At 64.4% G+C, this 23719-nt stretch carries 20 protein-coding genes and 2 pseudogenes; 18 read left to right on the top strand and 4 right to left on the bottom strand.

From position 1 onward, the window contains the following. The first annotated feature begins 39 nt into the window (after positions 1–39). Complete coding sequence (locus OKW40_RS13925; RefSeq protein ID WP_184058458.1) at positions 40–759, top strand: MotA/TolQ/ExbB proton channel family protein; 720 nt, start codon at positions 40–42, stop codon at positions 757–759. 72 nt (positions 760–831) lie between these two features. On the opposite strand, the gene OKW40_RS13920 is transcribed toward OKW40_RS13925, so the two are convergent. Then, positions 832–957, bottom strand: a complete 126-nt coding sequence (locus OKW40_RS13920) for a hypothetical protein (RefSeq protein WP_429492061.1) — start codon at positions 955–957, stop codon at positions 832–834. Between OKW40_RS13920 and OKW40_RS13915 the strand changes: the two are divergent. The 6 genes and pseudogenes from OKW40_RS13915 (at position 908) to OKW40_RS13890 (ending at position 7884) form a co-directional block, all read left to right on the top strand. Then, a pseudogene (locus OKW40_RS13915) lies at positions 908–1283 on the top strand (ExbD/TolR family protein). The gene OKW40_RS13920 and the pseudogene OKW40_RS13915 sit on opposite strands and share 50 nt — an antisense overlap. A gap of 184 nt (positions 1284–1467) precedes the next feature. Further along, positions 1468–4059: a leucine--tRNA ligase gene (gene leuS / locus OKW40_RS13910; RefSeq protein WP_429408320.1), complete on the top strand. Its 2592-nt coding sequence runs from the start codon at positions 1468–1470 to the stop codon at positions 4057–4059. Positions 4060–4147: 88 nt separating this feature from the next. Then, a complete protein-coding gene (lptE, locus tag OKW40_RS13905) occupies positions 4148–4699 on the top strand; it encodes an LPS assembly lipoprotein LptE (protein ID WP_176078962.1) in 552 nt (183 codons plus the stop codon). A gap of 54 nt (positions 4700–4753) precedes the next feature. Continuing rightward, the gene (gene holA, locus OKW40_RS13900) at positions 4754–5881 is read left to right on the top strand and encodes a DNA polymerase III subunit delta (protein ID WP_429356144.1); all 1128 of its coding nucleotides are present in this window, start codon (positions 4754–4756) and stop codon (positions 5879–5881) included. A gap of 264 nt (positions 5882–6145) precedes the next feature. Then, positions 6146–7417 carry a glutamate-5-semialdehyde dehydrogenase gene (locus OKW40_RS13895; RefSeq protein WP_184058450.1) on the top strand — a complete coding sequence of 424 codons (1272 nt, stop codon included), beginning with the start codon at positions 6146–6148 and terminating at the stop codon, positions 7415–7417. Positions 7418–7466: 49 nt separating this feature from the next. Continuing rightward, positions 7467–7884 (top strand): annotated as a pseudogene (locus OKW40_RS13890) (CopD family protein). Between the two features lie 112 nt (positions 7885–7996). Here the strand turns inward: OKW40_RS13890 and OKW40_RS13885 are convergent. Next, positions 7997–8842: a MurR/RpiR family transcriptional regulator gene (locus OKW40_RS13885; protein WP_090801838.1), complete on the bottom strand. Its 846-nt coding sequence runs from the start codon at positions 8840–8842 to the stop codon at positions 7997–7999. A 298-nt stretch (positions 8843–9140) separates the two neighbouring features. On the opposite strand from OKW40_RS13885, the gene edd reads away from it, so the two are divergent. The 4 genes from edd to OKW40_RS13865 all read left to right on the top strand — a co-directional run bounded on the left by edd (position 9141) and on the right by OKW40_RS13865 (position 13926). Beyond that, positions 9141–11117: a phosphogluconate dehydratase gene (gene edd / locus OKW40_RS13880; RefSeq protein WP_429490212.1), complete on the top strand. Its 1977-nt coding sequence runs from the start codon at positions 9141–9143 to the stop codon at positions 11115–11117. Between the two features lie 2 nt (positions 11118–11119). Then, positions 11120–11761, top strand: coding sequence for a bifunctional 4-hydroxy-2-oxoglutarate aldolase/2-dehydro-3-deoxy-phosphogluconate aldolase (eda, locus tag OKW40_RS13875; protein ID WP_090801837.1), 642 nt, complete (start codon positions 11120–11122; stop codon positions 11759–11761). A gap of 256 nt (positions 11762–12017) precedes the next feature. Then, positions 12018–13421, top strand: coding sequence for a gluconate:H+ symporter (locus OKW40_RS13870; protein WP_429490211.1), 1404 nt, complete (start codon positions 12018–12020; stop codon positions 13419–13421). Between the two features lie 10 nt (positions 13422–13431). Then, positions 13432–13926, top strand: coding sequence for a gluconokinase (locus tag OKW40_RS13865; RefSeq protein ID WP_429490209.1), 495 nt, complete (start codon positions 13432–13434; stop codon positions 13924–13926). Between the two features lie 98 nt (positions 13927–14024). Here OKW40_RS13865 and purB read toward each other — a convergent pair whose 3' ends face one another. Beyond that, positions 14025–15413, bottom strand: a complete 1389-nt coding sequence (gene purB / locus OKW40_RS13860; protein WP_429408329.1) for an adenylosuccinate lyase — start codon at positions 15411–15413, stop codon at positions 14025–14027. Between the two features lie 166 nt (positions 15414–15579). On the opposite strand from purB, the gene OKW40_RS13855 reads away from it, so the two are divergent. From OKW40_RS13855 to OKW40_RS13830, 6 genes are all read left to right on the top strand, one after another. Next, positions 15580–16536, top strand: coding sequence for a LysR family transcriptional regulator (locus OKW40_RS13855; RefSeq protein ID WP_184022932.1), 957 nt, complete (start codon positions 15580–15582; stop codon positions 16534–16536). 162 nt (positions 16537–16698) lie between these two features. Then, positions 16699–18021 (top strand): Glu/Leu/Phe/Val family dehydrogenase, encoded by a 1323-nt coding sequence (locus OKW40_RS13850; RefSeq protein WP_184022933.1) that lies wholly within the window; start codon positions 16699–16701, stop codon positions 18019–18021. A 284-nt stretch (positions 18022–18305) separates the two neighbouring features. Further along, positions 18306–19199: a glutamate/aspartate ABC transporter substrate-binding protein gene (locus OKW40_RS13845; protein ID WP_090801828.1), complete on the top strand. Its 894-nt coding sequence runs from the start codon at positions 18306–18308 to the stop codon at positions 19197–19199. Between the two features lie 91 nt (positions 19200–19290). After that, positions 19291–20031: an amino acid ABC transporter permease gene (locus tag OKW40_RS13840; protein WP_184058438.1), complete on the top strand. Its 741-nt coding sequence runs from the start codon at positions 19291–19293 to the stop codon at positions 20029–20031. Then, complete coding sequence (gene gltK / locus OKW40_RS13835) at positions 20031–20708, top strand: glutamate/aspartate ABC transporter permease GltK (protein ID WP_018421788.1); 678 nt, start codon at positions 20031–20033, stop codon at positions 20706–20708. The genes OKW40_RS13840 and gltK overlap by 1 nt, the downstream gene beginning before the upstream one ends. After that, positions 20705–21430 carry an amino acid ABC transporter ATP-binding protein gene (locus tag OKW40_RS13830; RefSeq protein ID WP_090801826.1) on the top strand — a complete coding sequence of 242 codons (726 nt, stop codon included), beginning with the start codon at positions 20705–20707 and terminating at the stop codon, positions 21428–21430. Before gltK ends, OKW40_RS13830 begins: the two co-directional genes overlap by 4 nt. A gap of 99 nt (positions 21431–21529) precedes the next feature. Here OKW40_RS13830 and OKW40_RS13825 read toward each other — a convergent pair whose 3' ends face one another. After that, on the bottom strand, positions 21530–22489 hold the full coding sequence (locus tag OKW40_RS13825; RefSeq protein WP_184050901.1) for a class II glutamine amidotransferase: 960 nt from the start codon (positions 22487–22489) through the stop codon (positions 21530–21532). A 163-nt stretch (positions 22490–22652) separates the two neighbouring features. Here OKW40_RS13825 and pyrC point away from each other — a divergent pair, with 163 nt between their 5' ends. Next, complete coding sequence (gene pyrC / locus OKW40_RS13820; RefSeq protein ID WP_429408332.1) at positions 22653–23714, top strand: dihydroorotase; 1062 nt, start codon at positions 22653–22655, stop codon at positions 23712–23714. Positions 23715–23719 lie beyond the last annotated feature (5 nt).

Raw genomic sequence — 23719 nt, 5'->3', positions numbered from 1 at the left:
GCGCGCCCTCCCGAAGTCACTTTCCAAAGGCGAGGTCAGATGGCAGGCAGCAGCGGCATCATCCATTACCTGCAAACGAGCGACGCAATCACGCATGGCGTCGCCTATGTGCTGCTGGCCATGTCGATTGCGAGCTGGTGTTTTCTGATCGTCAAGAGCTGGATTCTGACGCGCGCGAAACGCCAGGCCAACCGGGCGATCGCGCGCTTCTGGCAGGCGCCGACGCTCGCCGAAGGCGTCGCCATCCTGCGCCGCACTGATCGTGAGCGCGTGTTCGCGCCGCTCGCCGAAGCGGCGCTGAATGCGGCCGAGGTCGACATTCCGGGCGCGCTGCTCGCGCGCGTCGAGCGCAGCGAACGGGTGCTGCGCGCGCTGCGCCAGGCGCTCAATGCGTCGCAGCGGCGGCTCGAGTTCGGTCAGGTGCTGCTTGCGTCGGTTGGCAGCACCGCGCCGTTCGTCGGTCTGCTCGGCACCGTATGGGGTATCTATCACGCGCTCGGCAGCATCGCGGCGAGCGGGCAGGCGCAGATCGAGAACGTCGCGGGACCGGTGGGCGAAGCGCTGATCATGACCGCGTTCGGTCTGGTGGTCGCGATTCCGGCGGTGCTCGCGTACAACGTGCTGGGCCGCCTCGTGCGGCAATTGTCCGAGGAGTTGGACGGCTTCGCGCACGATCTGCATGCGTACGTATGCTCCCCAACCGAGCACGCGCCGACGCCTCCGCGCGCGCAGCAGGCGGCGCGCGAGGCGCACCGCTGACTTGTCACGCGCGGCGGGCTCGGCACATCGCGACCTTCCTCGCACGACACACCGCCCATCGCACGGGCAAACTCAGACGCAAGGAGGCGACATGGCATTCGGCGGACTCGAGAAGAAGCAGACGGCCGCGCCGATGGCCGAGATCAACATGACGCCGCTGATCGACGTGATGCTGGTGCTGCTGGTGATTTTCATCATCACCGCGCCGCTGTTCTCGCACGCGATCCGGCTCGATCTGCCGAAGGTCGCGGCGGCGCCCGCGCGCCAGACCCCGCAAACCATCTCCCTTTCGATCGACGGCGCCGGGCAAGCTCTACTGGAACGGCAAGCCGATCACGCTCGCGCAGATGCGCGCGCAGTTCGCCGAAGCCGGCAAGCAGGCGGACCAGCCGGACATCCAGTTGCGCGCGGAGCGCTCGACGCGCTACGAAGTGATTGCGCAGGTGATGGGCGCCGCGCAGCAGGCGGGGCTCGAGCGGATCGGCTTCGTGACGGACCCGCCGCCGCCCGCCGCGCAGCACTGAGCGCCACCGGGTGCGCACCGCGTTCACGAATCCGGCATACCCAGTCCCGCACCACGCCGCGCGGCGCACCCGTCCGCGAACGGTATAATCAGCCCTTTCCCCGCCGAAGGGGACACGACGCAACGACATTCTGCAGAGCACCGGGCCGGTGCGAAAGCACCGAACCTGGCGATCCCATCACACCATGCACGAAAAATACGTTCCCTCCGACGTCGAAGCCGCCGCGCAAGGGCAATGGCGCGCCGTCGACGCCTACAAGACGACGGAAACCACCGACAAGCCCAAGTTCTACTGCGTCTCGATGCTGCCGTATCCGTCGGGCAAGCTGCACATGGGGCACGTGCGCAACTACACGATCAACGACGTGATGTACCGTTATCTGCGGATGAACGGCTACAACGTGCTGATGCCGATGGGTTGGGATGCCTTCGGCATGCCGGCGGAGAACGCCGCGATGGCCAACAACGTGCCGCCCGCGCAGTGGACCTACGACAACATCGCTTACATGAAGAAGCAGATGCAGTCGATGGGCCTCGCGATCGACTGGTCGCGCGAAGTCGCGACCTGCAGCCCTGACTACTACAAGTGGAACCAGTGGCTGTTCCTGAAGATGCTCGAAAAGGGCATCGCGTACAAGAAAACCGGCACCGTGAACTGGGACCCGGTCGACCAGACCGTGCTCGCGAACGAGCAGGTGATCGACGGGCGCGGCTGGCGCTCGGGCGCGCTCGTCGAAAAGCGCGAAATCCCGATGTACTACATGCGCATCACGCAGTACGCGGATGAACTGCTGAACGATCTCGAAGGCCTCGGCTGGCCCGAGCGCGTGAAGATCATGCAGCAGAACTGGATCGGCAAGAGCTTCGGCGTGAACTTCGGCTTCCCGTATGAAATCGACGGCGAACAGAAGCTGCTGCGCGTGTTCACGACGCGCGCCGACACGATCATGGGCGTCACGTTCTGCGCGATCGCCGCCGAGCATCCGCTCGCCACGCGTCTCGCGCAAGACAAGCCGGAACTGCAGCCGTTCATCGACGAATGCAAGCGCGGTGGCGTCGCCGAAGCCGACGTCGCGACGATGGAAAAGAAAGGCATGGCCACCGGCTTCTACGTCACGCATCCGCTGACGCAGGCGAAGGTCGAGGTGTGGATCGGCAACTACGTGCTGATGACTTACGGCGAAGGCGCGGTGATGGGCGTGCCGGCGCACGACGAGCGCGACTTCGCGTTCGTGAAGAAATACGGTCTGCCGGTAAAGCAGGTCGTCGCGGTCGAGGGCAAGGAATTCTCGACCGAAGCGTGGGCGGAGTGGTACGGCGAGAAGACCGGCACGCTGGTGAACAGCGGCAAGTACGACGGCCTCGCCTACGACGAAGCCGTAGACCGCATCGCCGCCGATCTCAAGGAACTGGGCCTCGGCGACAAGCAGATCACGTGGCGTCTGCGTGACTGGGGCGTGTCGCGCCAGCGTTACTGGGGCACGCCGATCCCGATCATCCACTGCCCGAAGTGCGGCGACGTGCCGGTGCCGGAAAAAGACCTGCCGGTCGTGCTGCCGGAAGACCTGGTGCCGGACGGCACGGGCAATCCGCTCGCGAAGTCCGAAGCGTTCCTGAACTGCACGTGCCCGAGCTGCGGCGGCGCGGCAAAGCGCGAAACCGACACGATGGACACCTTCGTCGATTCGTCGTGGTACTTCTACCGCTACGCGTCGCCGGATGCGAAGACGATGGTCGACGAGCGCACCGACTACTGGGCGCCGATGGATCAATACATCGGCGGTATCGAACACGCGATCCTGCACCTGCTGTACTCGCGTTTCTGGGCGAAGGTGATGCGCGACCTCGGTCTCGTGAAGTTCGGCGAACCGGCGAAGAACCTGCTCACGCAGGGCATGGTGCTCAACGAAACCTATTACCGCGAAAACGAAGCGGGCAAGAAGACCTGGTACAACCCGGCGGAAGTGACCGTGTCGTTCGACGACAAGGGCCGCCCGGTCGGCGCGGTGCTGAACGCTGACGGCCAGCCGGTCGTGCTCGGCGGCGTCGAGAAGATGTCGAAGTCGAAGAACAACGGCGTCGACCCGCAGATGCTGATCGATCAGCACGGCGCGGACACCGCGCGTCTGTTCGTGATGTTCGCGGCTCCGCCCGAGCAGCAGCTCGAGTGGTCGGGTTCGGGCGTCGAAGGCGCGAGCCGCTTCCTGCGTCGCGTGTGGAACTTCGGCTATTCGAACGAAGCCGCGCTGCGCGCGGGCGGCCAGTTGGACGCCGCACGATTCAACGACACCGACAAGGCGCTGCGTCGCGAGATCTATAGCGTGCTGAAGCAGGCCGATTTCGACTATCAGCGTCTTCAGTACAACACGGTGGTATCGGCCGCGATGAAGATGCTCAACGCGCTCGACGGCGCGAAGGGCGCGCAGACCGCCGTGCTGCGTGAAACCTACGGTGTGATGCTGCGCGTGCTGTACCCGGTCGTGCCGCACCTGACGTTCCAGCTGTGGCAGGAGCTCGGCTATGCCGACGAATTCGGCCCGCTGCTCGACGCGCCGTGGCCGAAGGTCGACGAGAAGGCGCTCGAACAGGCCGAGATCGAACTCGTGCTGCAGGTGAACGGTAAGGTGCGCGGCGCGATCACGGTCGCGAAAGACGCGTCTCGCGAAGCGATCGAGCAGCTCTCGGCCGAGCACGCAATGGTCGTGAAGTTCAGCGAAGGCAAGGCGCCTAAGAAGATCATCGTGGTGCCGGGCCGCCTCGTGAACGTGGTCGTTTGACGTTCCAGGCCCTCATCCGGCAGACGGAGCGCCGCCCGCCCGGCGGCGTTCCTCGGCACCGCGAATCCACTGCGAACCGGGAGCGAATGTGACTCGCAGATCGTTTTTGACGCTCGCTTGCAGCGTAATGATGTTGTCGGCCTGCGGCTTCCAGTTGCGCGGCCAGCAGGACTTCGCGTTCAAGCGCCTCTATGTGGCGGGCGGCTCGCCCGCGGCCATGGCGCGCTTCACGCGCATCGTGCAGGGCGGCAGCGACACCGTGGTGGTCAGCTCGCCCGCCAATGCCGATGCGCTGCTGCAGATCACGCAGAACCGCAACGTCAGCACGCTGACGCTGAATTCGCTGGGCGTCGTCGCCGAGTATCAGCTGAATCTGCAGATGACCTACACGCTGACCGGCAAGGACGGCACCGTGTTGATTCCGGGCAGCGTGATCGCGCTGAACCGCGCGATGACCTATAGCGACCAGTTCTCGCAGGCGAAGGCCGCGGAGTCCGACATCCTGTTCGCCGACATGGAAAACGACGCGGTCGATCAGCTCGTCCGCCGTCTCGGCGTGGTGCGCTCGCTGCATCCGACGCCGGCCGAGGCCGTGCCGGCCATCGTGCCGCGCGCACCGCTGCCGCCGCCGCCGCTGTGAGCATCGCGCCGTTCGTGATTCGTCGAATCTCATTCATCCCGTCAACCGCCAGCCATGCAACTGCGACCTGACGCGCTCGAAGCGCATCTCGCCCGCGGCCTCGCCGGACTGTACGTCGTATACGGCGATGAGCATCTGCTCGCGCAGGAAGCGTGCGATCGCATCCGCGCGGCGGCGCGCGCGGCCGGCTTCACCGACCGCTCGGTGTTCACGGTCGAGCGCGGTTTCGACTGGAGCTCGCTGCTCGGCGCGAGCCAGTCGATGTCGCTGTTCGGCGACCGTCAGCTGGTCGAGTTGCGCATTCCGTCGGGCAAACCCGGTAAGGAAGGCGCCGATGCGCTGAAGGCGCTCGCATCCACCGTCAACGACGACGTGCTGACGATGATTACGCTGCCGCGCCTCGATGCGGCCACGCAAAAGTCGGCATGGTTCACCGCGCTCGCCGACGCCGGCGTCGCGTTGAAGATCGATCCGGTCGAGCGCGCGCAGCTGCCGAACTGGGTCGGGCAGCGGCTCGCGGCCCAGGGTCAGCGCGTCGCAGCCGGCGAGGAGGGGCGGCGAGCGCTCGCGTTCATCGCCGAGCGCGTCGAGGGCAATCTGCTCGCCGCGCATCAGGAAATCCAGAAGCTCGGGCTGCTGTATCCGAACGGCTCGCTGAGCTTCGATCAGGTTCAGGACGCGGTGCTCAACGTCGCGCGCTACGACGTGTTCAAGCTCAACGAGGCGATGCTCGCGGGCGACGTCGGCCGTCTCGCGCGCATGCTCGACGGGCTGCGCGGTGAGGGCGAGGCCGCGGTGCTCGTGCTGTGGGCGGTCGTCGAAGAAGTGCGCACGCTGCTGCGGATCAAGCGCGGCGTCGCGGCCGGCAAGCCGCTCGCGATGCTCACGCGCGAGAACCGCGTGTGGGGTCCGCGCGAACGGCTGATCGGACCTGCGCTGTCGCGCGTCAGCGAAGCGGCGCTCGAGAAGGCACTCGCGCTGGCGGCGCGGCTCGACCGGCAGGTGAAGGGGCTGTCGGGCGGCACGCCGGGCAATCATCGCAACGATCCGCCGCCCGATCCGTGGGACGGCCTGTTCGAACTCGCGATGACGGTGGCGGCGCCAAAACCGTCGGCAGCTTCGCCAGTGCCGCCGCCGCGACCTCGGGTGCCAACGGCGGCGCCAGCGCGGCGGCCAGTCTGAAGCGGCACAGCTGATTCGCGCGAGCGTCGAAGCAGTGGCTGATGCGAGCCATCGTGTACCAACTGCCAGTCGTTCCACACAGACAGACCAGCGTGTTTCGCGTGCCACGCGCCGAACGAAACGCATCGGCGAACCTGTGACAGCACAGTGCACCCGCCGCTCGCGTGCGAGCAAAGCCCCGGTACCCGACTTACAATCGTTTGATCTTTCGCTAATCCTGCCCGACCACCGCATGCCAACGTGCGGGGCATCACGAGAATGACCATGGATATCGACCAGTACATGACCGACCTCGGCCAACGCGCCCGTCAGGCTTCGCGCGCGATGGCGCGGGCGTCGACCGCCGCGAAGAATGCGGCGCTTGCGGCCGTTGCCGAGGCGATCGAGCGCGATGCCGATCTGCTGAAGGCCGCCAATGCGCGCGACCTCGAACGCGCCCGCGGCAAGGGCCACGATGCCGCGTTCATCGACCGGTTGACGCTGTCCGACAAGGCGCTGAAAACGATGGTCGAAGGCCTGCGCCAGGTCGCGGCGCTGGCCGACCCGATCGGCGAGATCAGCAATCTGAAGTACCGGCCGAGCGGCATCCAGGTCGGCCAGATGCGTGTGCCGCTCGGGGTGATCGGCATCATCTACGAATCGCGCCCGAACGTGACGATCGACGCGGCCGCGCTGTGCCTGAAGTCCGGCAACGCGACCATTTTGCGCGGCGGCTCGGAAGCGCTCGAATGCAATACCGCGCTCGCGAAGCTGATCGGCGAGGGCCTCGAAGCGGCCGGTCTGCCGCAGGACGCGGTGCAGGTGGTCGCGACGTCGGACCGCGCGGCGGTCGGCAAGCTCATCACGATGACCGAGTACGTCGATGTGATCGTGCCGCGCGGCGGCAAGAGCCTGATCGAGCGTTTGATGAACGAAGCGCGCGTGCCGATGATCAAGCACCTCGACGGCATCTGCCACGTTTATGTCGACGATCGCGCGGACCTGGCGAAGGCGCTGAACGTCTGCGACAACGCGAAGACGCACCGCTACGGCACCTGCAACACGATGGAGACGCTGCTGGTCGCGCGCGGCATCGCCGCTGAGGTGCTGCCGCCGCTCGGCAAGCTGTATCGGGGCAAGGACGTCGAGCTGCGCGTCGATGCGGCGGCGCGCGCGGTGCTGGCCGATGCGGGCGTCGGTCCTCTCGTCGATGCGAGCGAGGAAGACTGGCGCACCGAATATCTCGCGCCGGTGCTCGCGATCAAGGTGGTCGACGGCATCGACGCGGCAATCGAGCACATCAACACGTATAGCTCGCAGCACACCGACGCGATCGTCACCGAAGACCACGATCGCGCGATGCGCTTCCTGCGCGAAGTCGATTCGGCGAGCGTGATGGTCAACGCGTCGACGCGTTTCGCGGACGGCTTCGAGTTCGGCCTCGGCGCCGAGATCGGCATTTCGAACGACAAGCTGCACGCGCGCGGCCCGGTCGGCCTCGAAGGGCTGACGTCGCTGAAATACGTCGTGCTGGGTCATGGCGAAGGCCGTCAATAAAGCACGAATCGAAGCGCCACAACAACAAGGACCACAAGGACCCCCGCCGATGCTTTGGGTAAAGACGTTTCACATCGTATTGATTGCCTCCTGGTTTGCCGGCCTGTTCTATCTGCCGCGCATCTTCGTCAATCTGGCGATGGAAACCGGAACCCGCCGCGACGGCGCGTCTTCTGCTGATGGCGCGCAAGCTGTTCCGCTTCATGAGCTTCATCGCCGTGCCCGCGATCGCGTGCGGCCTGTGGTTGTGGCTCGTGATCGGCATCGGCAGCGGGCAGGGCTGGATTCACGCGAAGGTCGGCGTGGTCGTGCTCCTCGTCATCTATCACGCGTATTGTGGCGTGCTGTTGCGCAGGTTCGAGCGCGGCGAGAATCGCCGCTCGGACAAGTGGTATCGGATGTTCAACGAGCTGCCGGTGCTCGGTATGCTCGCGGCGGTCGCGCTGGTAGTGATCAAGCCGTTCTGAGCGGCTGACGGCGTTAAGCAGGACGCTGGAAAAGATCAAAGGGCGGTATGCCGGTTGAATGGCACACCGCCCTTTTGCGTTATCCCGTCGTTCCGCGTTCCATCGCAGCGGTTCACCCCTGTGAATCCACCCGCCGCCGGTGGATCACTTCCTTCGTTTGCGCGAGCTTCTCCAGCAGTTCGGGCCCGCGGCTCAGCGCGACGCCGACCGCCAGAATGTCGCCGATCGCCAGATGTGACACGCGCGAGGTCATCGGGGAGAAGATGTCGGTGTCTTCGTCGACGTTCGCAAAGAGGCCCACGGTTGCGAGCCGCGCGAGCGGCGAATTGCCGTGCGTGATCGCGATCACCTTCGCGCCCGCGTTCAGCGCGGCCTTCGCGGCATCGATGATGTCGCGCGTGCGGCCCGTATTGGAAATGGCGACGACCACGTCCCCAGGTCCGAGCAGCGCGGCCGACATCAGAAACGTATGCGGGTCCGAATACGCGACGCTCGGCATGCCGAGCCGAAAGAACTTGTGCTGCACGTCGAGCGCGGCGATGCCTGAGCCGCCCGCCCCGTAGAACTCGATGCGCTTCGCTTGCGCGAGCATGTCGATCGCCGCCGCGACGCTATCCGACGACAGATTGTTGCGCACCTGAATCAGCGCGCCGATCGTCCGGTCGAGCACCTTCGCGGCGACACCCGGCGTCGGCTCGTCGGGCCGCACGTCGCGATAGACGGCGGGCACTTCGCTGGCGATGCCCTGCGCGAGACGGATCTTGAATTCGCGAAAGCCGGAGAAACCGAGCGCGTGGCAGAAGCGCGCGATCGTCGGCTGACTCACGCCCGCGCGCGCGGCGACCTCGGTCATCGACAGATCGAGTACCTCGCGCGGCGCCTCGATCACGTAATCGGCCAGCTTGCGTTCGGACGGGCGCAGCTGGTCGCGCATCTCTTCCACCTGGGACAGCATCATCGGAAAACTCGCACTATGCTGAAGAACGTGTGGACTATATCCGATTGATCGTTGGCGCACAAAAGGTAGGTACAAAAACTACATATCGGCGAGTAAGTGTATTCCCTGGGTTTCTGCTATAAAGCGCTAAGGCGCCGCCAGTAGGGCGACCTGGCGATCCGCGCCATGCGGCGCTGCAACAGAGTTCGTCATTGCGATCGTGTAGTTTTTCTACTAAGATGGCGTCGTTCGATATCACAACCCCGCGATACCGCCAGGTGTCATGCGTGCGCCTGCCGCCAGCGACGAAGGAGCTCCGATGGTTTCCCCGCATTCGCAATTGTTGAAGGTCACGCAACGCGTGATCGAGCGCAGCAAGCCCACGCGCGCAGCGTATCTGGCCCGCATCGAGCATGCGCAGGGGCGCTTTCCGGCGCGCGGCGCGTTGTCGTGCGCGAACCTCGCTCACGGTTTCGCCGGCCTCGAGGGCAACGACAAGCTCGTGATCAAGCAGATCCGCGAGCCGAATATCGGCATCGTGTCGTCGTACAACGAGATGCTGTCGGCGCACGCGCCGTACAAAAACTACCCGGACATCATCAAGCAGGCCGCGCGCGAAAACGGCGGCGTCGCGCAATTCGCGGGCGGCGTGCCGGCGATGTGCGACGGCGTCACGCAGGGCAACGCGGGCATGGAGCTGTCGCTGTTCTCGCGCGAAGTGATCGCGATGAGCACGGCCGTCGCGCTCACCCACAACATGTTCGACGCGGCGCTGTGCCTCGGCATCTGCGACAAGATCGTGCCGGGCCTGCTGATCGGCGCGCTGCAGTTCGGCCATTTGCCGACCATCTTCGTGCCGGCCGGCCCGATGGCAAGCGGCCTGTCGAACGACGACAAAGCCAGGACGCGTCAGCAGTTCGCGACCGGCCAGTGCGGCCGCGACGCGCTGCTCGAAGCGGAAGCGGCCGCCTATCACAGCCACGGCACCTGCACGTTCTACGGCACCGCGAACAGTAACCAGATGCTGATGGAAGTGATGGGCCTGCATCTGCCGGGCTCGGCCTTCGTGCATCCGCACACGCCGCTGCGCGACGCGCTGACCGCGCAGGCCGCGCGCCGCGTGCTCGATCTGACGGTCGAGCGCGGCCACTACATGCCGATCGGCCATGTGGTCGACGAGAAGGCGATCGTCAACGGCATCGTCGCGCTGCTGGCGACGGGCGGCTCGACCAATCACACGCTGCACCTCGTCGCAATCGCGCGCGCGGCCGGCATCGTGATCGACTGGGACGACTTCGACACGCTGTCGCAGGCGGTACCGCTGCTTGCGAAGATCTATCCGAACGGCAAGGCCGACGTGAACCACTTCCACGCGGCGGGCGGCGTCGCGTTCCTCGTGCGCAATCTGCTCGAAGGCGGTCTGCTGCATGAAGACGTGAACACGGTCGCGGGCAAGGGTCTGAAGCGCTACACCGAGGAGCCGAAGCTGCTCGACGGCAAGCTGCAATGGGTGGCAGGTGTCGAGGCGAGCGCTGACACAGCGGTGCTGCGCGGCATCAGGGAGCCGTTCCAGCCGGACGGCGGCCTGCGTCTGATGCAGGGCAAGCTCGGCCGCGGCGTAATCAAGATTTCGGCGGTCGCGGCGCAGCATCGCAAGGTGAAGGCGCCGGCAATCGTGTTCGATTCGCAGGAAGCGGTGCAGGAAGCGTTCGACAAGGGCGAGCTCAAGCGCGACTTCATCGCGGTGGTGCGCTTCCAGGGCGCACGCGCAAACGGCATGCCCGAGTTGCATCGTTTGACGCCGCTGCTCGGTGTGCTGCAGGATCAGGGTTTCCATGTCGCGCTGGTGACCGATGGCCGTATGTCGGGCGCGTCGGGCAAGGTGCCGGCGGTCATTCATCTGTCGCCGGAAGCGTTGCTGCAAGGCCCGATCGGCAAAGTGCGCACGGGCGACATGCTGGTGATCGACGCCGAGGCGGGCGTGCTCGACATCGAGATCGACGCAGCCGAGTGGGCCGCGCGTCCGAACGCCGAGCCGCTGCATCAGGCGGACAACGAAGTCGGCTTCGGCCGCGAGCTGTTCGGCGTGTTCCGTGCGGCGGCGGCGCCGGCGGAGCAGGGCGCGTCGGTGTTCGGCAAGCTGGTCGGCGAGGACGGCGCGGTCGACGGCCAGCACGGCCACGGCAGCCATCACAAGCACGGCCACGACGGTGACCATCAGCACGGCCATCAACCCAGCGACCATCACACGAGCACCGCGCAAGCCGGCGCGGCGCCGCAGAAACAAGGAGTCTGACTATGACGTCGAAAACAGTAAGCGATATCGTGCGCCTTGGCCCGGTGATTCCGGTGCTCGCGTTCGACACGGTCGAACAGGGCGAACACGTGTCGCGCGCGTTGCACGCGGGCGGCGTGAAGGTGCTCGAAATCACGCTGCGCACGCCGGCGGGCCTCGGCGCGATCGAGCGTGCGTGCGAACTCGCGGACGATATCGTGGTCGGTGTCGGCACGATCACGAAGCCCGAGCATTGCGCCCAGGCGAAGAAGGCGGGCGCGCAGTTCGGCGTGTCGCCGGGTCTGACCAAGGACATGCACAAGGCCGCGCAGGATGTGGGTCTGCCGCTGTTGCCCGGCGTGATGACTCCGTCGGACATCATCCTCGCGCTCGAGCTCGGCTACGAGATCGTCAAGTTCTTCCCCGCACAGCAGGCGGGCGGCGTGCCGATGCTGCAGGCGTTCCACGGCCCGTTCCCGGCGCTGAAGTTCTGCCCGACCGGCGGCATCACGCCGGAAAGCGCGCCGCACTTCCTGTCGCTGCCGAACGTGGTCTGTGTCGGCGGTTCGTGGCTCACGCCGAAGGCCGCGCTCGCCGCGCAGAACTGGGACGAGCTCACCCGCCTCGCGCGCGCCGCGAGCCAACTGGCGGCACCCGCGCACTAAGCCCCACAACCCAATAGCGCATCGGTCAGCTGAACCGGGCCCAGGAGTCTCGTCGATACAGCCGCATCAGGCTGTCGCGCCGAGACTCTTTTTTTACCTGATATGCGTGCTGGATTTGCGCGCGCTTTCTGGAAACAAACAGTAGAATTCAGCGTCCGCGCGGCTAGCCGGGTTTTCAGGCATCGCGCAGGTTGCCGTGAGACGAAGTGCCGGCCGCATCCGCACTCTGAAGTCAATAAACCAAAGGAGGGGCTTCATGGAATCTGCCCACGGCAGCTTGCTGCTGGTCTACGCATTGATCGCGATCGCGCTGCTGATCTTGATGATCACGCGCTTCAAGGTCTATCCGTTTCTCGTTCTGATCATCGTGTCGTTGCTGCTGGGCCTCGTGGCCGGCATGCCGATGCAGACCATCGTCAAATCGTTCGAAACGGGGAACGGCAACACGCTCGGGCACATTGCCATCGTCGTCGGTCTCGGTACGATGCTCGGCAAGATGATGGCCGAATCGGGCGGCGCCGAGCGCGTCGCGACCACGCTGATCAACTGGTTCGGTGAGAAACACATTCACTGGGCGATGATGGTGGTCGCGATCATCGTCGGCTTGCCGGTGTTCTTCGAAGTCGGCTTCGTGCTGCTGATTCCGATCGCGTTCAACGTCGCCAAGCGCACCAACAAATCGCTGCTGCTGGTCGGCCTGCCGATGGTCGCGGGTCTGTCCGTCGTGCACGGGCTGATTCCGCCGCACCCGGCCGCACTGCTCGCCGTGCAGGCGTATCACGCGGACATCGGCAAGACGATCGCCTACGGTCTGATCGTCGGCGTGCCGTGCGCGATCGTCGCCGGTCCGCTGTTCGCGTTGCTGGTGAGCCGTCATATCCAGTTGCCGAAGGAAAATCCGCTTGCCGCGCAATTTCTGGGCAGCGACGTGAAGGACGCCAACGGCGTGCAAAGTGGTAACGCCGCGAAGGCCGCTGCACCGAAGCGCGAACTGCCGGGCTTCGGCATCACGTTGGTCACGATCCTGTTGCCGGTGGTCCTGATGCTGGTCGGCAGCTGGGCCGACCTGGTCTTCGAGCCGAAGACGCTGCCGAACGATCTGCTGCGCTTCTTCGGCAACACCGACGTCGCGCTGCTGACGGCCGTGCTGGTCAGCTTCTGGACCTTCGGCGCGAGCCGCGGCTTTAACCGCGAGCAGATTCAGAAGTTCTGCGGCGAGTGTCTCGCGCCGATCGCGGGTATTACACTGATCGTCGGTGCGGGCGGCGGTTTTGGCCGCGTACTGATGGATAGCGGCATTTCGAAGGAAATCACCAGCGTGGCGACCGCGGTGCATCTGTCGCCGCTGCTGTTCGGCTGGCTCGTCGCGGCGATGATGCGTCTCGCGACCGGCTCGGCCACCGTCGCGATGACGACCGCCTGCGGCATCGTCGCGCCGATCGCGGCGGCGGGCGCGGTGCAGGTGAAGCCGGAACTGATGGTGCTCGCGACCGGCTCGGGCTCGCTGATCTTCTCGCACGTGAACGACGGCGGCTTCTGGCTGATCAAGGAATATTTCGGCATGACGGTGGTGCAGACCTTCAAGACGTGGTCGCTCCTCGAAACCATCATTTCGGTGATGGGGCTGGGCCTGACCTTCGCACTCGCGGCGGTCCTGTAAGGAGTTTCAAATGATTCTGATCGCAATGGGCGTGTCGGGCGCCGGCAAGACGAGGATTGGCGAAATGCTGGCCGAGCGCCTGCATTGCGCGTTCACCGACGGCGACGCGTTCCATAGCGCGGCGAACAAGGAGAAGATGCACCACGGCATTCCGCTCACCGACGAAGACCGCTGGCCGTGGCTGAAGACGATCCGCGCGGCGATCGAGGAAAAGCAGAAAGCGGGCGAGACGGCGGTGTTCACGTGTTCGTCGCTGAAGCGCTCGTATCGCGACATTCTGCGTGCCGGCGACAAGGACGTGTGCTTCGTCTACCTGAAGGGTTCGCGCGAGGTGCTCGCGGAGCGTCTCGGGGATCGTACCGGGCATTTCTTCGATCCGTCGCTGCTGCAAAGCCAGCTCGATACGCTCGAGGAGCCCGGTGACGACGAAGCGATCACGGTCAGCATCGATCTGACGCCGGAACAGATCGTCGACGAGGTGCTCAAGCAGGTCGAAGCGCGCTGAGTCGTTGATTGCTTCGCGTTCCAGCTTCGAACGCGGGACGAAAAAAAGCCGCTCCTCGGAGCGGCTTTTTTATGCATTGAAGAAGCTGGGCCAGCCGATCAGCCGATCCGCTTCGCCAGTTCGACGGCCCGGCCGATGTACGAGCCGGGCGTCATCGCGAGCAGGCGGTCCTTCGCGTCCTGCGCAATCGCCAGGCCGCCAATGAAGCTCTGCAGCGCCTCGCGCGTGATGCCCTTGCCGCGCGTGAGCTCCTTCAGCTGCTCGTACGGATTCTCGATGCCGTAACGGCGCATTACGGTCTGCACCGGCTCGGCCAGCACTTCCCAGCAGTTGTCGAGGTCTTCGTTCAGACGCTGCGCATTCACTTCGAGCTTGTCGAGGCCGCGGATCAGCGAGTCGTACGCGAGCAGCGAGTAGCCGAACGCGACGCCGATGTTGCGCAGCACCGTCGAGTCGGTCAGGTCGCGCTGCCAGCGCGACACCGGCAGCTTGTCGGCGAGGTGACGCAACGTGGCGTTCGCGAGGCCGAGGTTGCCTTCCGAGTTTTCGAAGTCGATCGGGTTGACCTTGTGCGGCATCGTCGACGAACCGATTTCGCCGGCCTTCGTGCGCTGCTTGAAGTAGCCGAGCGAGATGTAGCCCCACACGTCGCGGTCCAGATCCAGCAGGATCGTGTTCGCGCGCGAGATCGCGTCGAACAGCTCGGCCATGTAGTCGTGCGGCTCGATCTGGGTCGTGTACGGATTGAACGCGAGCTTCAGACGGTTCTCGACGACGTCCTTCGAGAATGCTTCCCAGTCGAACTCCGGATACGCGGACAGGTGCGCGTTGAAGTTGCCGACCGCGCCATTCATCTTGCCGAGCAGTTCGACCTTCGCGATCCGCTCGATCGCACGCGCGAGCCGCGCGGCGACGTTGGCGATTTCCTTGCCGAGCGTGGTCGGGCTGGCCGGCTGGCCGTGCGTGCGCGACAGCATCGGCTGGGCGGCGTGCGCGTGCGCGAGCGCAACGAGGCGTTGATGCACCGAGCGCAGCGCCGGCAGGACCACGTGTTCGCGCGCGCCGGCGAGCATCAGGCCGTGCGACGTGTTGTTGATGTCTTCCGACGTGCACGCGAAGTGGATGAACTCGCTCGCGCGCTCCAGTTCTTCATGGCCCTTCACCGATTCCTTCAACCAGTATTCGACGGCCTTCACGTCGTGGTTCGTCACGCGCTCGATTTCCTTGATGCGCGCGGCATCGTGCGCGGTGAAGCGCTCGGCCAGTTGCAGCAGGAATTGCTCGGACGCCTCGGAGAAGCGCGGCACTTCAGCGAAGCCGGCGCGCGACAGCGCGATCAGCCAGTGGATTTCGACCGTCACGCGATTGCGCATGAAGGCGGCTTCCGAGAGCCAGTCGCGCAGGGCTTCGGTTTTGGCGGCATAGCGGCCGTCGAGCGGGGAAAGCGCGTTCAGCGCGAACAGGGTGTCGGGGCGGGTGTCGGACATGATGAGGACCGGGTTGAAGCGGGGTTGAGCGCTCAGCGAGCGGGTCGGGAACGGAGGGAACCGTGGATTTTACCACTGTGACGCGATGTGCCCGCCCGGATGCGTCGGTCGCAATCCGCGCCGCTAGAATGCAGACTTCTTCCCTCTCGACGGCAAGCGCAATCGCATGGAACTGAAATGGCTCGAAGACTTCATTTCGCTCGCGGAAACGCGTAGCTTCAGCCGCTCGGCCGAGTTGCGCCACGTCACGCAGCCGGCTTTCTCGCGCCGCATCCAGGCGCTCGAGGCGTGGCTCGGCACGGAACTGATCGACCGTTCTGTTTATCCGACGCGGCTCACGGCGGCCGGTCAGGTGTTCAACGAGCAGGCGCTCGCGATGCTGTCGCAATTCCACGAGGCGCGCGCGCTGCTGCGCGGCCACACGGCGACGCCCCAGGCGACGATCGAATTCGCGGTCCCCCACACGCTGTCGCTCACTTACTTCCCGCGCTGGCTGCAGCGCATCGAGGCGCAGATGGGCCCGATCCACACGCGGCTGCGCGCGCTGAACGTGCACGACGCGGCGCTCTCGCTGGTGGAAGGCGGCTGCGATCTGATGATGGGCTACCACCATCCGAGCCATCCGGTCGCGCTCGATCCGGCGCGCTACGACATGCTGACGCTCGGCCACGAGCCGATCAGCCCGTTCTCGGCGCCGGCCCGCGCGGGGCGGCCGCGTCACACGCTGCCAGGCTCGGCCGAGGCGCCCGCGCCGTATCTGTCGTACACGCCGAACGCGTACCTCGGGCGCATGACCGAGGTGATTCTCGCGAACGCGCCGGAGCGCCTGTACCTCGACCGGCTCTACGAAACCGACATGGCCGAGGGGCTCAAGGCGATGGCGCTCGCTGGTCACGGCATCGCGTTTCTGCCGCATAGCGCGGTCGAAGATGCGGTGGCCGAAGGCCGGCTGATCCGCCTCGATCGCGCGACGCGCGGCACGCCCGAAGGGCAACTGACGCTCAGCATGGAGATTCGCCTGTACCGCGACAAGCTCGCCGCGAAAAGCGACGACGCGCGCCAGATTCTCGTGCGCCAGTTGTGGGACGTGGTGTCGGAGGAACTCCGGCAGAGCGCCGCCTGAGCCGCGGCATAAAACTCAAACTCGAACCTGCCTCGCGACGACGCGAATTTGCGGCTTTGCGAACGTTATGCAAGAAAAACATAACGGGATAAGGAAACGGCATTGGATTTCGATACGGCGTTTTTCCACAATGCCCGTACTCGATCAAACGCCGGAGCGTTCATGTCATCCCAGCAACAAGCCGCAGAATCGGTACAAGCCGCCTCAACGTTGCAAGCCGTTCCCTCCTACCTCAATAAGGAAGACCTCGGCCCTTGGGGCAACTATCTGCGCCAGGTCGACCGCGTCGCGCCGTATCTCGGTTCGCTGTCCCGCTGGCTCGAAACCCTGAAACGCCCGAAGCGCATTCTCGTCGTCGACGTGCCCATCGAACTCGACAACGGCACGGTCGCGCACTTCGAGGGTTATCGCGTGCAACACAACGTGTCGCGCGGTCCGGGCAAGGGCGGCGTGCGTTATCACCAGGACGTTACGCTATCCGAAGTGATGGCGCTGTCCGCGTGGATGTCGGTGAAGAATGCGGCGGTGAACGTGCCGTACGGCGGCGCGAAGGGCGGCATCCGCGTCGATCCGCGCACGCTGTCGCGTGGCGAGCTCGAGCGCGTGACGCGCCGCTACACGAGCGAGATCGGCATCATCATCGGACCGAATACCGACATCCCCGCGCCGGACGTGAACACGAACGAGCAGATCATGGCGTGGATGATGGACACGTACTCGATGAATCAGGGCCAGACGGCCACCGGCGTCGTGACTGGCAAGCCGATCACGCTCGGTGGCTCGCTCGGCCGTCGCGAGGCGACCGGCCGCGGCGTGTTCGTGGTGGGCTGCGAAGCGGCTCGCCGCATCGGCTTCGACATCGAAGGCGCACGTATCGCGGTGCAGGGCTTCGGCAACGTCGGCGGCATCGCCGCGCGTCTGTTCCAGGAGGCGGGCGCGAAGGTCGTCGCGGTGCAGGACCATACAGGCTCGGTGTACAAGTCCACCGGCATCGACGCGGTCGCGCTGCTCGACTACGTCGCGAAGACGGGCGGCGTCGGCGGTTTCCCCGAAGCCGATGCGATCACCGGTGATGAGTTCTGGACCGTCGAGTCGGACATCCTGATTCCGGCGGCGCTGGAAAATCAGATCACCGAAAAAAACGCCGGCAAGATCAAGACCAGGATCATCGTCGAGGGCGCGAACGGCCCGACCACCACGGCGGCGGACGACATCCTGCACGATCGCGGCATCCTCGTGATTCCGGACGTGGTCGCGAATGCCGGCGGTGTGACAGTGTCATATTTCGAATGGGTCCAGGACTTCTCGAGCTTCTTCTGGACCGAAGACGAGATCAACGAGCGCCTCGAGCGCGTGATGCGCGAAGCGTTCGCGGCGGTGTGGCAGGTGTCGAGCGAGCAGAACGTGTCGGTGCGCACGGCTGCGTTCATCGTCGCGTGCAAGCGGATTTTGCAGGCGCGCGAGATGCGCGGCTTGTATCCCTGATGGACCGTGTCCTATCTTGTTTGAAACGGCGGTGACGCGGCCCGGTATCCGGGCCGGGAGGCGCACACTGCCGAAACTTCGTGCATCAACGCGGTCCACAAGACGGCGTGTTTGACCGGCGGGCGGCATCCTATCGATGCCGCCCGCCTTCTCATATGCGCGAAACGGCCGTGCCACGGCGCTGCAAGCCCATCGCGGCGTGCGCGCAACAGAATGGTTAATAGCGATACTTTCAGAAAAATTACTTTGTTACACTGGCGCCGGTTCTTGCCAAGGAGATCAAGATGAAGATTAAAAAAGCTGCGCTGCTGCTCGCGACTCTCGGACTGTTTACGGTTGGCGCGCATGCGCAAGACTCGGGCACGCTGAAAAAGATCAAGGATACGGGCGTCATTTCGCTGGGCCATCGCGAATCGTCGATCCCGTTCTCCTATTACGACGAAAAGCAGAACGTGATCGGCTACTCGCAGGATTACGCGATGAAGATCGTCGAGGCCGTCAAGCAGAAGCTGAACATGCCGAACCTGAAGGTGAAGCTCGTGCCGGTCACGTCGCAGAACCGCATTCCGCTCGTGCAGAACGGCACGGTCGACATCGAGTGCGGCTCAACCACGAATAACCTCGAGCGTCAGCAACAGGCCGCCTTCACGAACACGATCTTCGTGATCGGCACGCGCCTGATGACCAAGAAAGATTCCGGCATCAAGGACTTCCCGGACCTGAAGGGCAAGACGGTCGTCACGACCGCCGGCACCACGTCCGAGCGCCTGCTTCGCAAGATGAACCAGGACAAGAACATGGGCATGAACATCATCAGCGCGAAGGATCACGGCGAATCGTTCCTGACGCTGTCGACGGGCCGTGCCGCCGCGTTCATGATGGACGACGCGCTGCTCGCCGGCGAGCGCGCCAAGTCGAGCAACCCGGGCGATTTCGTGATCGTCGGCACGCCGCAATCGCGGGAGGCGTACGGCTGCATGCTGCGCAAGAACGACCCCGACTTCAAGAAGGTCGCCGACGACGCCATCGCGAAGGTGCAAACGTCGGGCGAAGGCGAACAGATCTACAAGCGCTGGTTCGAATCGCCGATCCCGCCGAAGGGCCTGAACCTGAACTTCCCGATGAGCGACGATATGCGTGCGCTGTTCAAGAATCCGAACGACAAGGCAATCGACTAAACCCTAGCTGCTTTTTCGACACTTTCGAAACGCTGAACGCAACGGAAGGGGCCACGCGCTTCTTCCGTTTCTTTTTGCCGGAGTCTTGGCCATGTCATATCACTGGAACTGGGGCATTCTGCTGAGTCCCGTCTCCACGGGCGAGCCGACCACCTATCTGGGCTGGCTGTTCTCGGGGCTGCGGGTGACGGTCACCGTGTCGCTGTCGGCATGGGTGATCGCGCTGATCGTCGGCTCGCTCTTCGGTGTGCTGCGCACGGTGCCCAACAAATGGGCGTCGGGCGTCGGCACCGTCTACGTCGCGATTTTCCGTAACATTCCGCTGATCGTGCAGTTCTTCATCTGGTATCTGGTGATACCGGAGCTGCTGCCCGTGTCGATCGGCAACTGGTTCAAGCAATTGCCGCCGGGCGCGCAGTTCTTCTCATCGTCGATCGTGTGTCTGGGCCTCTTCACCGCCGCGCGCGTGTGCGAGCAGGTGCGCTCGGGCATCAACGCGTTGCCGCGCGGCCAGCGCGCGGCCGGTCTGGCGGTAGGCCTCACGCAGTGGCAGACGTATCGCTATGTGCTGCTGCCGGTCGCGTACCGCATCATCGTGCCGCCGCTCACCTCCGAGTTTCTGAACATCTTCAAGAACTCCGCGGTTGCCTCGACGATCGGTCTGCTCGATCTGTCCGCGCAGGCGCGCCAGCTCGTCGACTACACGTCGCAAACTTACGAGTCGTTCATCGCGGTCACGGTCGCATACATGCTGATCAATCTGATCGTGATGCAACTGATGCGCTGGGTCGAAGTGAAGGCCCGGCTGCCCGGCTATATCGGAGGAAAGTGATGCATCATTTCGACTGGAGCGGTATTCCGGGCGCGCTGCCTACGCTATGGACCGGCGCGATCATCACGTTCAAGATCACGCTGATCGCGATCGTATTCGGCATCATCTGGGGCACCATTCTCGCGATGTTTCGACTGTCGCCGATCAAGCCGCTCGGATGGTTCGCGCAGGCTTACGTGACGCTCTTCCGTTCGATCCCGCTCGTGATGGTGCTGCTGTGGTTCTTCCTGATCGTGCCGCAGGTGCTGCAAAGCGTGCTCGGTCTGTCGGCCGACATCGACATCCGGCTCGCCTCGGCGATGGTCGCGTTCTCGCTGTTCGAGGCCGCGTATTATTCGGAGATCATCCGCGCTGGCATTCAGGCGGTGCCGCGTGGTCAGGTCAACGCGTCGTTCGCGCTCGGCATGACCTATGGGCAGGCGATGCGCCTGATCGTGCTGCCGCAGGCGTTCCGCGCGATGGTGCCGCTGCTGCTCACGCAGGGTATCGTGCTGTTTCAGGATACGTCGCTCGTCTACGTGATCAGCCTCGCCGACTTCTTCCGCACGGCTACGAATATTGGCGATCGTGACGGCACGAACGTCGAGATGGTACTGTTCGCGGGCGCGTGTTATTTCGTGATCTGCGTGATCGCGTCGAGCCTCGTCAAAGGTCTTCAGAAAAAGGTCGCAAGATGATCTCTATCAAGAATGTTTCGAAGTGGTACGGCCATTTCCAGGTGCTGACCGACTGCACGACGGAAGTCAAAAAGGGCGAAGTGGTCGTGGTGTGCGGGCCGTCCGGTTCGGGCAAGTCCACGCTGATCAAGACCGTCAACGGACTCGAGCCGTTCCAGAAGGGGGAGATCGTCATCAACGGCCAGTCACTGACCGACAAGAAAACCAATCTGTCGAAGCTGCGCTCGAAGGTCGGCATGGTGTTCCAGCACTTCGAACTGTTTCCGCATCTGTCGATCGTGCAGAACCTGACGCTCGCGCAGGTCAAGGTGCTCGGCCGCTCGAACGACGAGGCGACCGCGAAGGCCCTGAAGCTGCTCGATCGCGTCGGTCTGCGCGCACATGCGGACAAGTATCCGGGGCAGCTGTCCGGTGGTCAGCAGCAGCGCGTGGCGATTGCGCGTGCGCTCTCCATGGACCCGATCGCGATGCTGTTCGACGAGCCGACCTCGGCGCTCGATCCGGAGATGATCAACGAAGTGCTCGACGTGATGGTCGAACTCGCGCAGGAAGGCATGACGATGATGTGCGTGACGCACGAAATGGGCTTCGCGAAGAAGGTCGCGCATCGCGTGATTTTCATGGACAAGGGTTTGATCGTCGAAGACGACCGCAAGGAAGACTTCTTCGCGAATCCGAAGTCGGATCGCGCGAAGGATTTTCTCGCGAAGATTCTGCACTGAGGGTGGGTGCGCAGGCCTCGTTTCGGGGCTCGCGCGGGACGAAAAAAGCCGCTCCGTGGAGCGGCTTTTTGTTTCGCAGGCGTAGGGTCACGCGGCGGCTTACGACTCGAACGCTGCCGTGTCATCGGCGGCTTCGAGATCGGTTTCGCTGTCGGGTGAAAGCGTGGTTGCGCTCGTGCCCACCGCGTGCGCGCCGTTCGACGCCGCGATCGTCGTGGCCGACGCCGATGCGTCGAGTGCCGGATTGCGCAGCTTTTCGAGCACCGACTGCGGCACCGGAATATTGGCGCGGCCGATCACGTCGCCATGCTGGAACATCAGCAGATCGCCGGGCTTGAACGCGGTCCACACTTCGTTGTCGGTCAGCGGCTTGGTCGCGATGACTGCAACGCGGTCTTCGGGTGTCGTGTATTTGGCGAAATCGATCGATACGTCCGCGTCGACCAGATGCGCGGTCGAAAACGGCCAGCGACGCACGACGTAATGCAGATGCGTCGAGCAATGCGCGAACAGGGCCTGGCCGTTAGACATCAGGAAATTGAACACGCCGTACTGCGTGATTTCACGCGTGAGCGTCTCGAGCGCGGCGAACAGCTCGTGAAGCGGCGGCTGCTGCGCGCCCGGAAAAGCCTTACGCAAACCTTCCAGCAGCGCGCAGAACGAGAGTTCGCTGTCGGTCGTGCCGACCGGCTGATACACGCCGTTCAGTTCCGGCGCGTAAGCCTGCAGATCGCCGTTATGCGCGAAGATCCAGTGACGCCCCCACAGTTCGCGCATGAACGGGTGGCAGTTTTCGAGCAGGATGTGCCCTTGCGTCGCCTTGCGGATGTGCGCGATCGTGTTTTTCGATTTGATCGGGTAGCGCTTGACCATCTCGGCGATCGGCGACGTGGCCGACGATTGATGATCGATGAACAAGCGGCACGCCTTGTCTTCAAAGAAAGCGATGCCCCAGCCGTCGGCGTGGTGATCGGTGACGCCGCCACGCGCCGCAAAGCCGGTAAAGGAAAACGTGACGTCCGTCGGCGCGGCGCAGTTCATTCCGAGAAGTTGGCACATGTTGCAGGTGAGCCTGTGAACGGAGTGAGCCGTTACAATGATGATTTCCCAAGCATATCACCGAGCCGGAGACGCCAAATAGCAAAATTGACATGTGTTTGGGCCGCTACAACGCGGTTTGACCGGTCGATCAGCGAGGCGCGCGAAGTCTCGTATTCCTGCCATGACTGCTTCCAACGTTTCCCCCGATGCCATCACACTGGTCCGCCCGGACGACTGGCATCTGCACGTGCGCGACGGCGCGATGCTCGCGGCCGTGCTGCCTGACACCGCTCGCCAGTTCGGTCGCGCGATCATCATGCCGAACCTGAAGCCGCCGGTCACGACGACCGCGATGGCGGAGGCATATCGCGAGCGCGTCATCGCCGCGATTCCCGAGGGCGCGAAATTCGAGCCGCTGATGACGCTGTACCTGACCGACAACACGCCGCCCGACGAGATCCGCCGCGCGCGCGAGAGCGGCTTCGTGCACGGCGTGAAGCTGTACCCGGCGGGCGCGACGACGAACTCCGACGCGGGCGTCACCGATCTGATGAAGTGCGCGAAGACGCTGGAAGTGATGCAGGAAGTCGGCATGCCGCTGCTCGTGCATGGCGAGGTGACCGATTCGGACATCGATCTGTTCGATCGCGAAAAGGTCTTCATCGATCGCGTGATGATGCCGCTGCGCCGCGCATTTCCGGCGCTGAAGGTCGTGTTCGAGCACATCACGACGAAGGACGCGGCCGACTACGTCCGCGAAGCGGGCGTCGCGCCGGAACTGCTTGGCGCTACGATCACCGCGCACCATCTGCTGTACAACCGCAACGCGATTTTCCAGGGCGGCATCCGTCCGCATTACTACTGCCTGCCGGTGCTCAAACGCGAGACCCATCGCGTCGCGCTGGTCGAGGCGGCGACCTCGGGCGATCCGCGCTTCTTCCTCGGCACCGACAGCGCGCCGCATCCGAAGGGGCTGAAGGAACACGCGTGCGGTTGCGCGGGCTGCTACACCGCGCTGCACGCGCTCGAGCTCTATACCGAAGCATTCGACAAGGCCGGCGCGCTCGACAAGCTCGAAGGCTTCGCGAGCTTCCATGGTCCGGACTTCTACCGTCTGCCGCGCAATACGGAGAAGGTCACGCTGCGTCGCGAGGAATGGACGCTGCCGGCCGAACTGCCGGCCGGCGATACGCCGGTCGTGCCGCTGCGAGGCGGGGAGTCGATTGGCTGGCGTCTCGTTTGAGGCTG

This window comes from Paraburkholderia sp. RAU6.4a (genome assembly GCF_050435625.1).
Taxonomy (GTDB): domain Bacteria; phylum Pseudomonadota; class Gammaproteobacteria; order Burkholderiales; family Burkholderiaceae; genus Paraburkholderia; species Paraburkholderia tuberum.
Note: the sequence above shows the minus strand (reverse complement) of the source record. Positions and strands in the feature narration are given on the sequence as shown.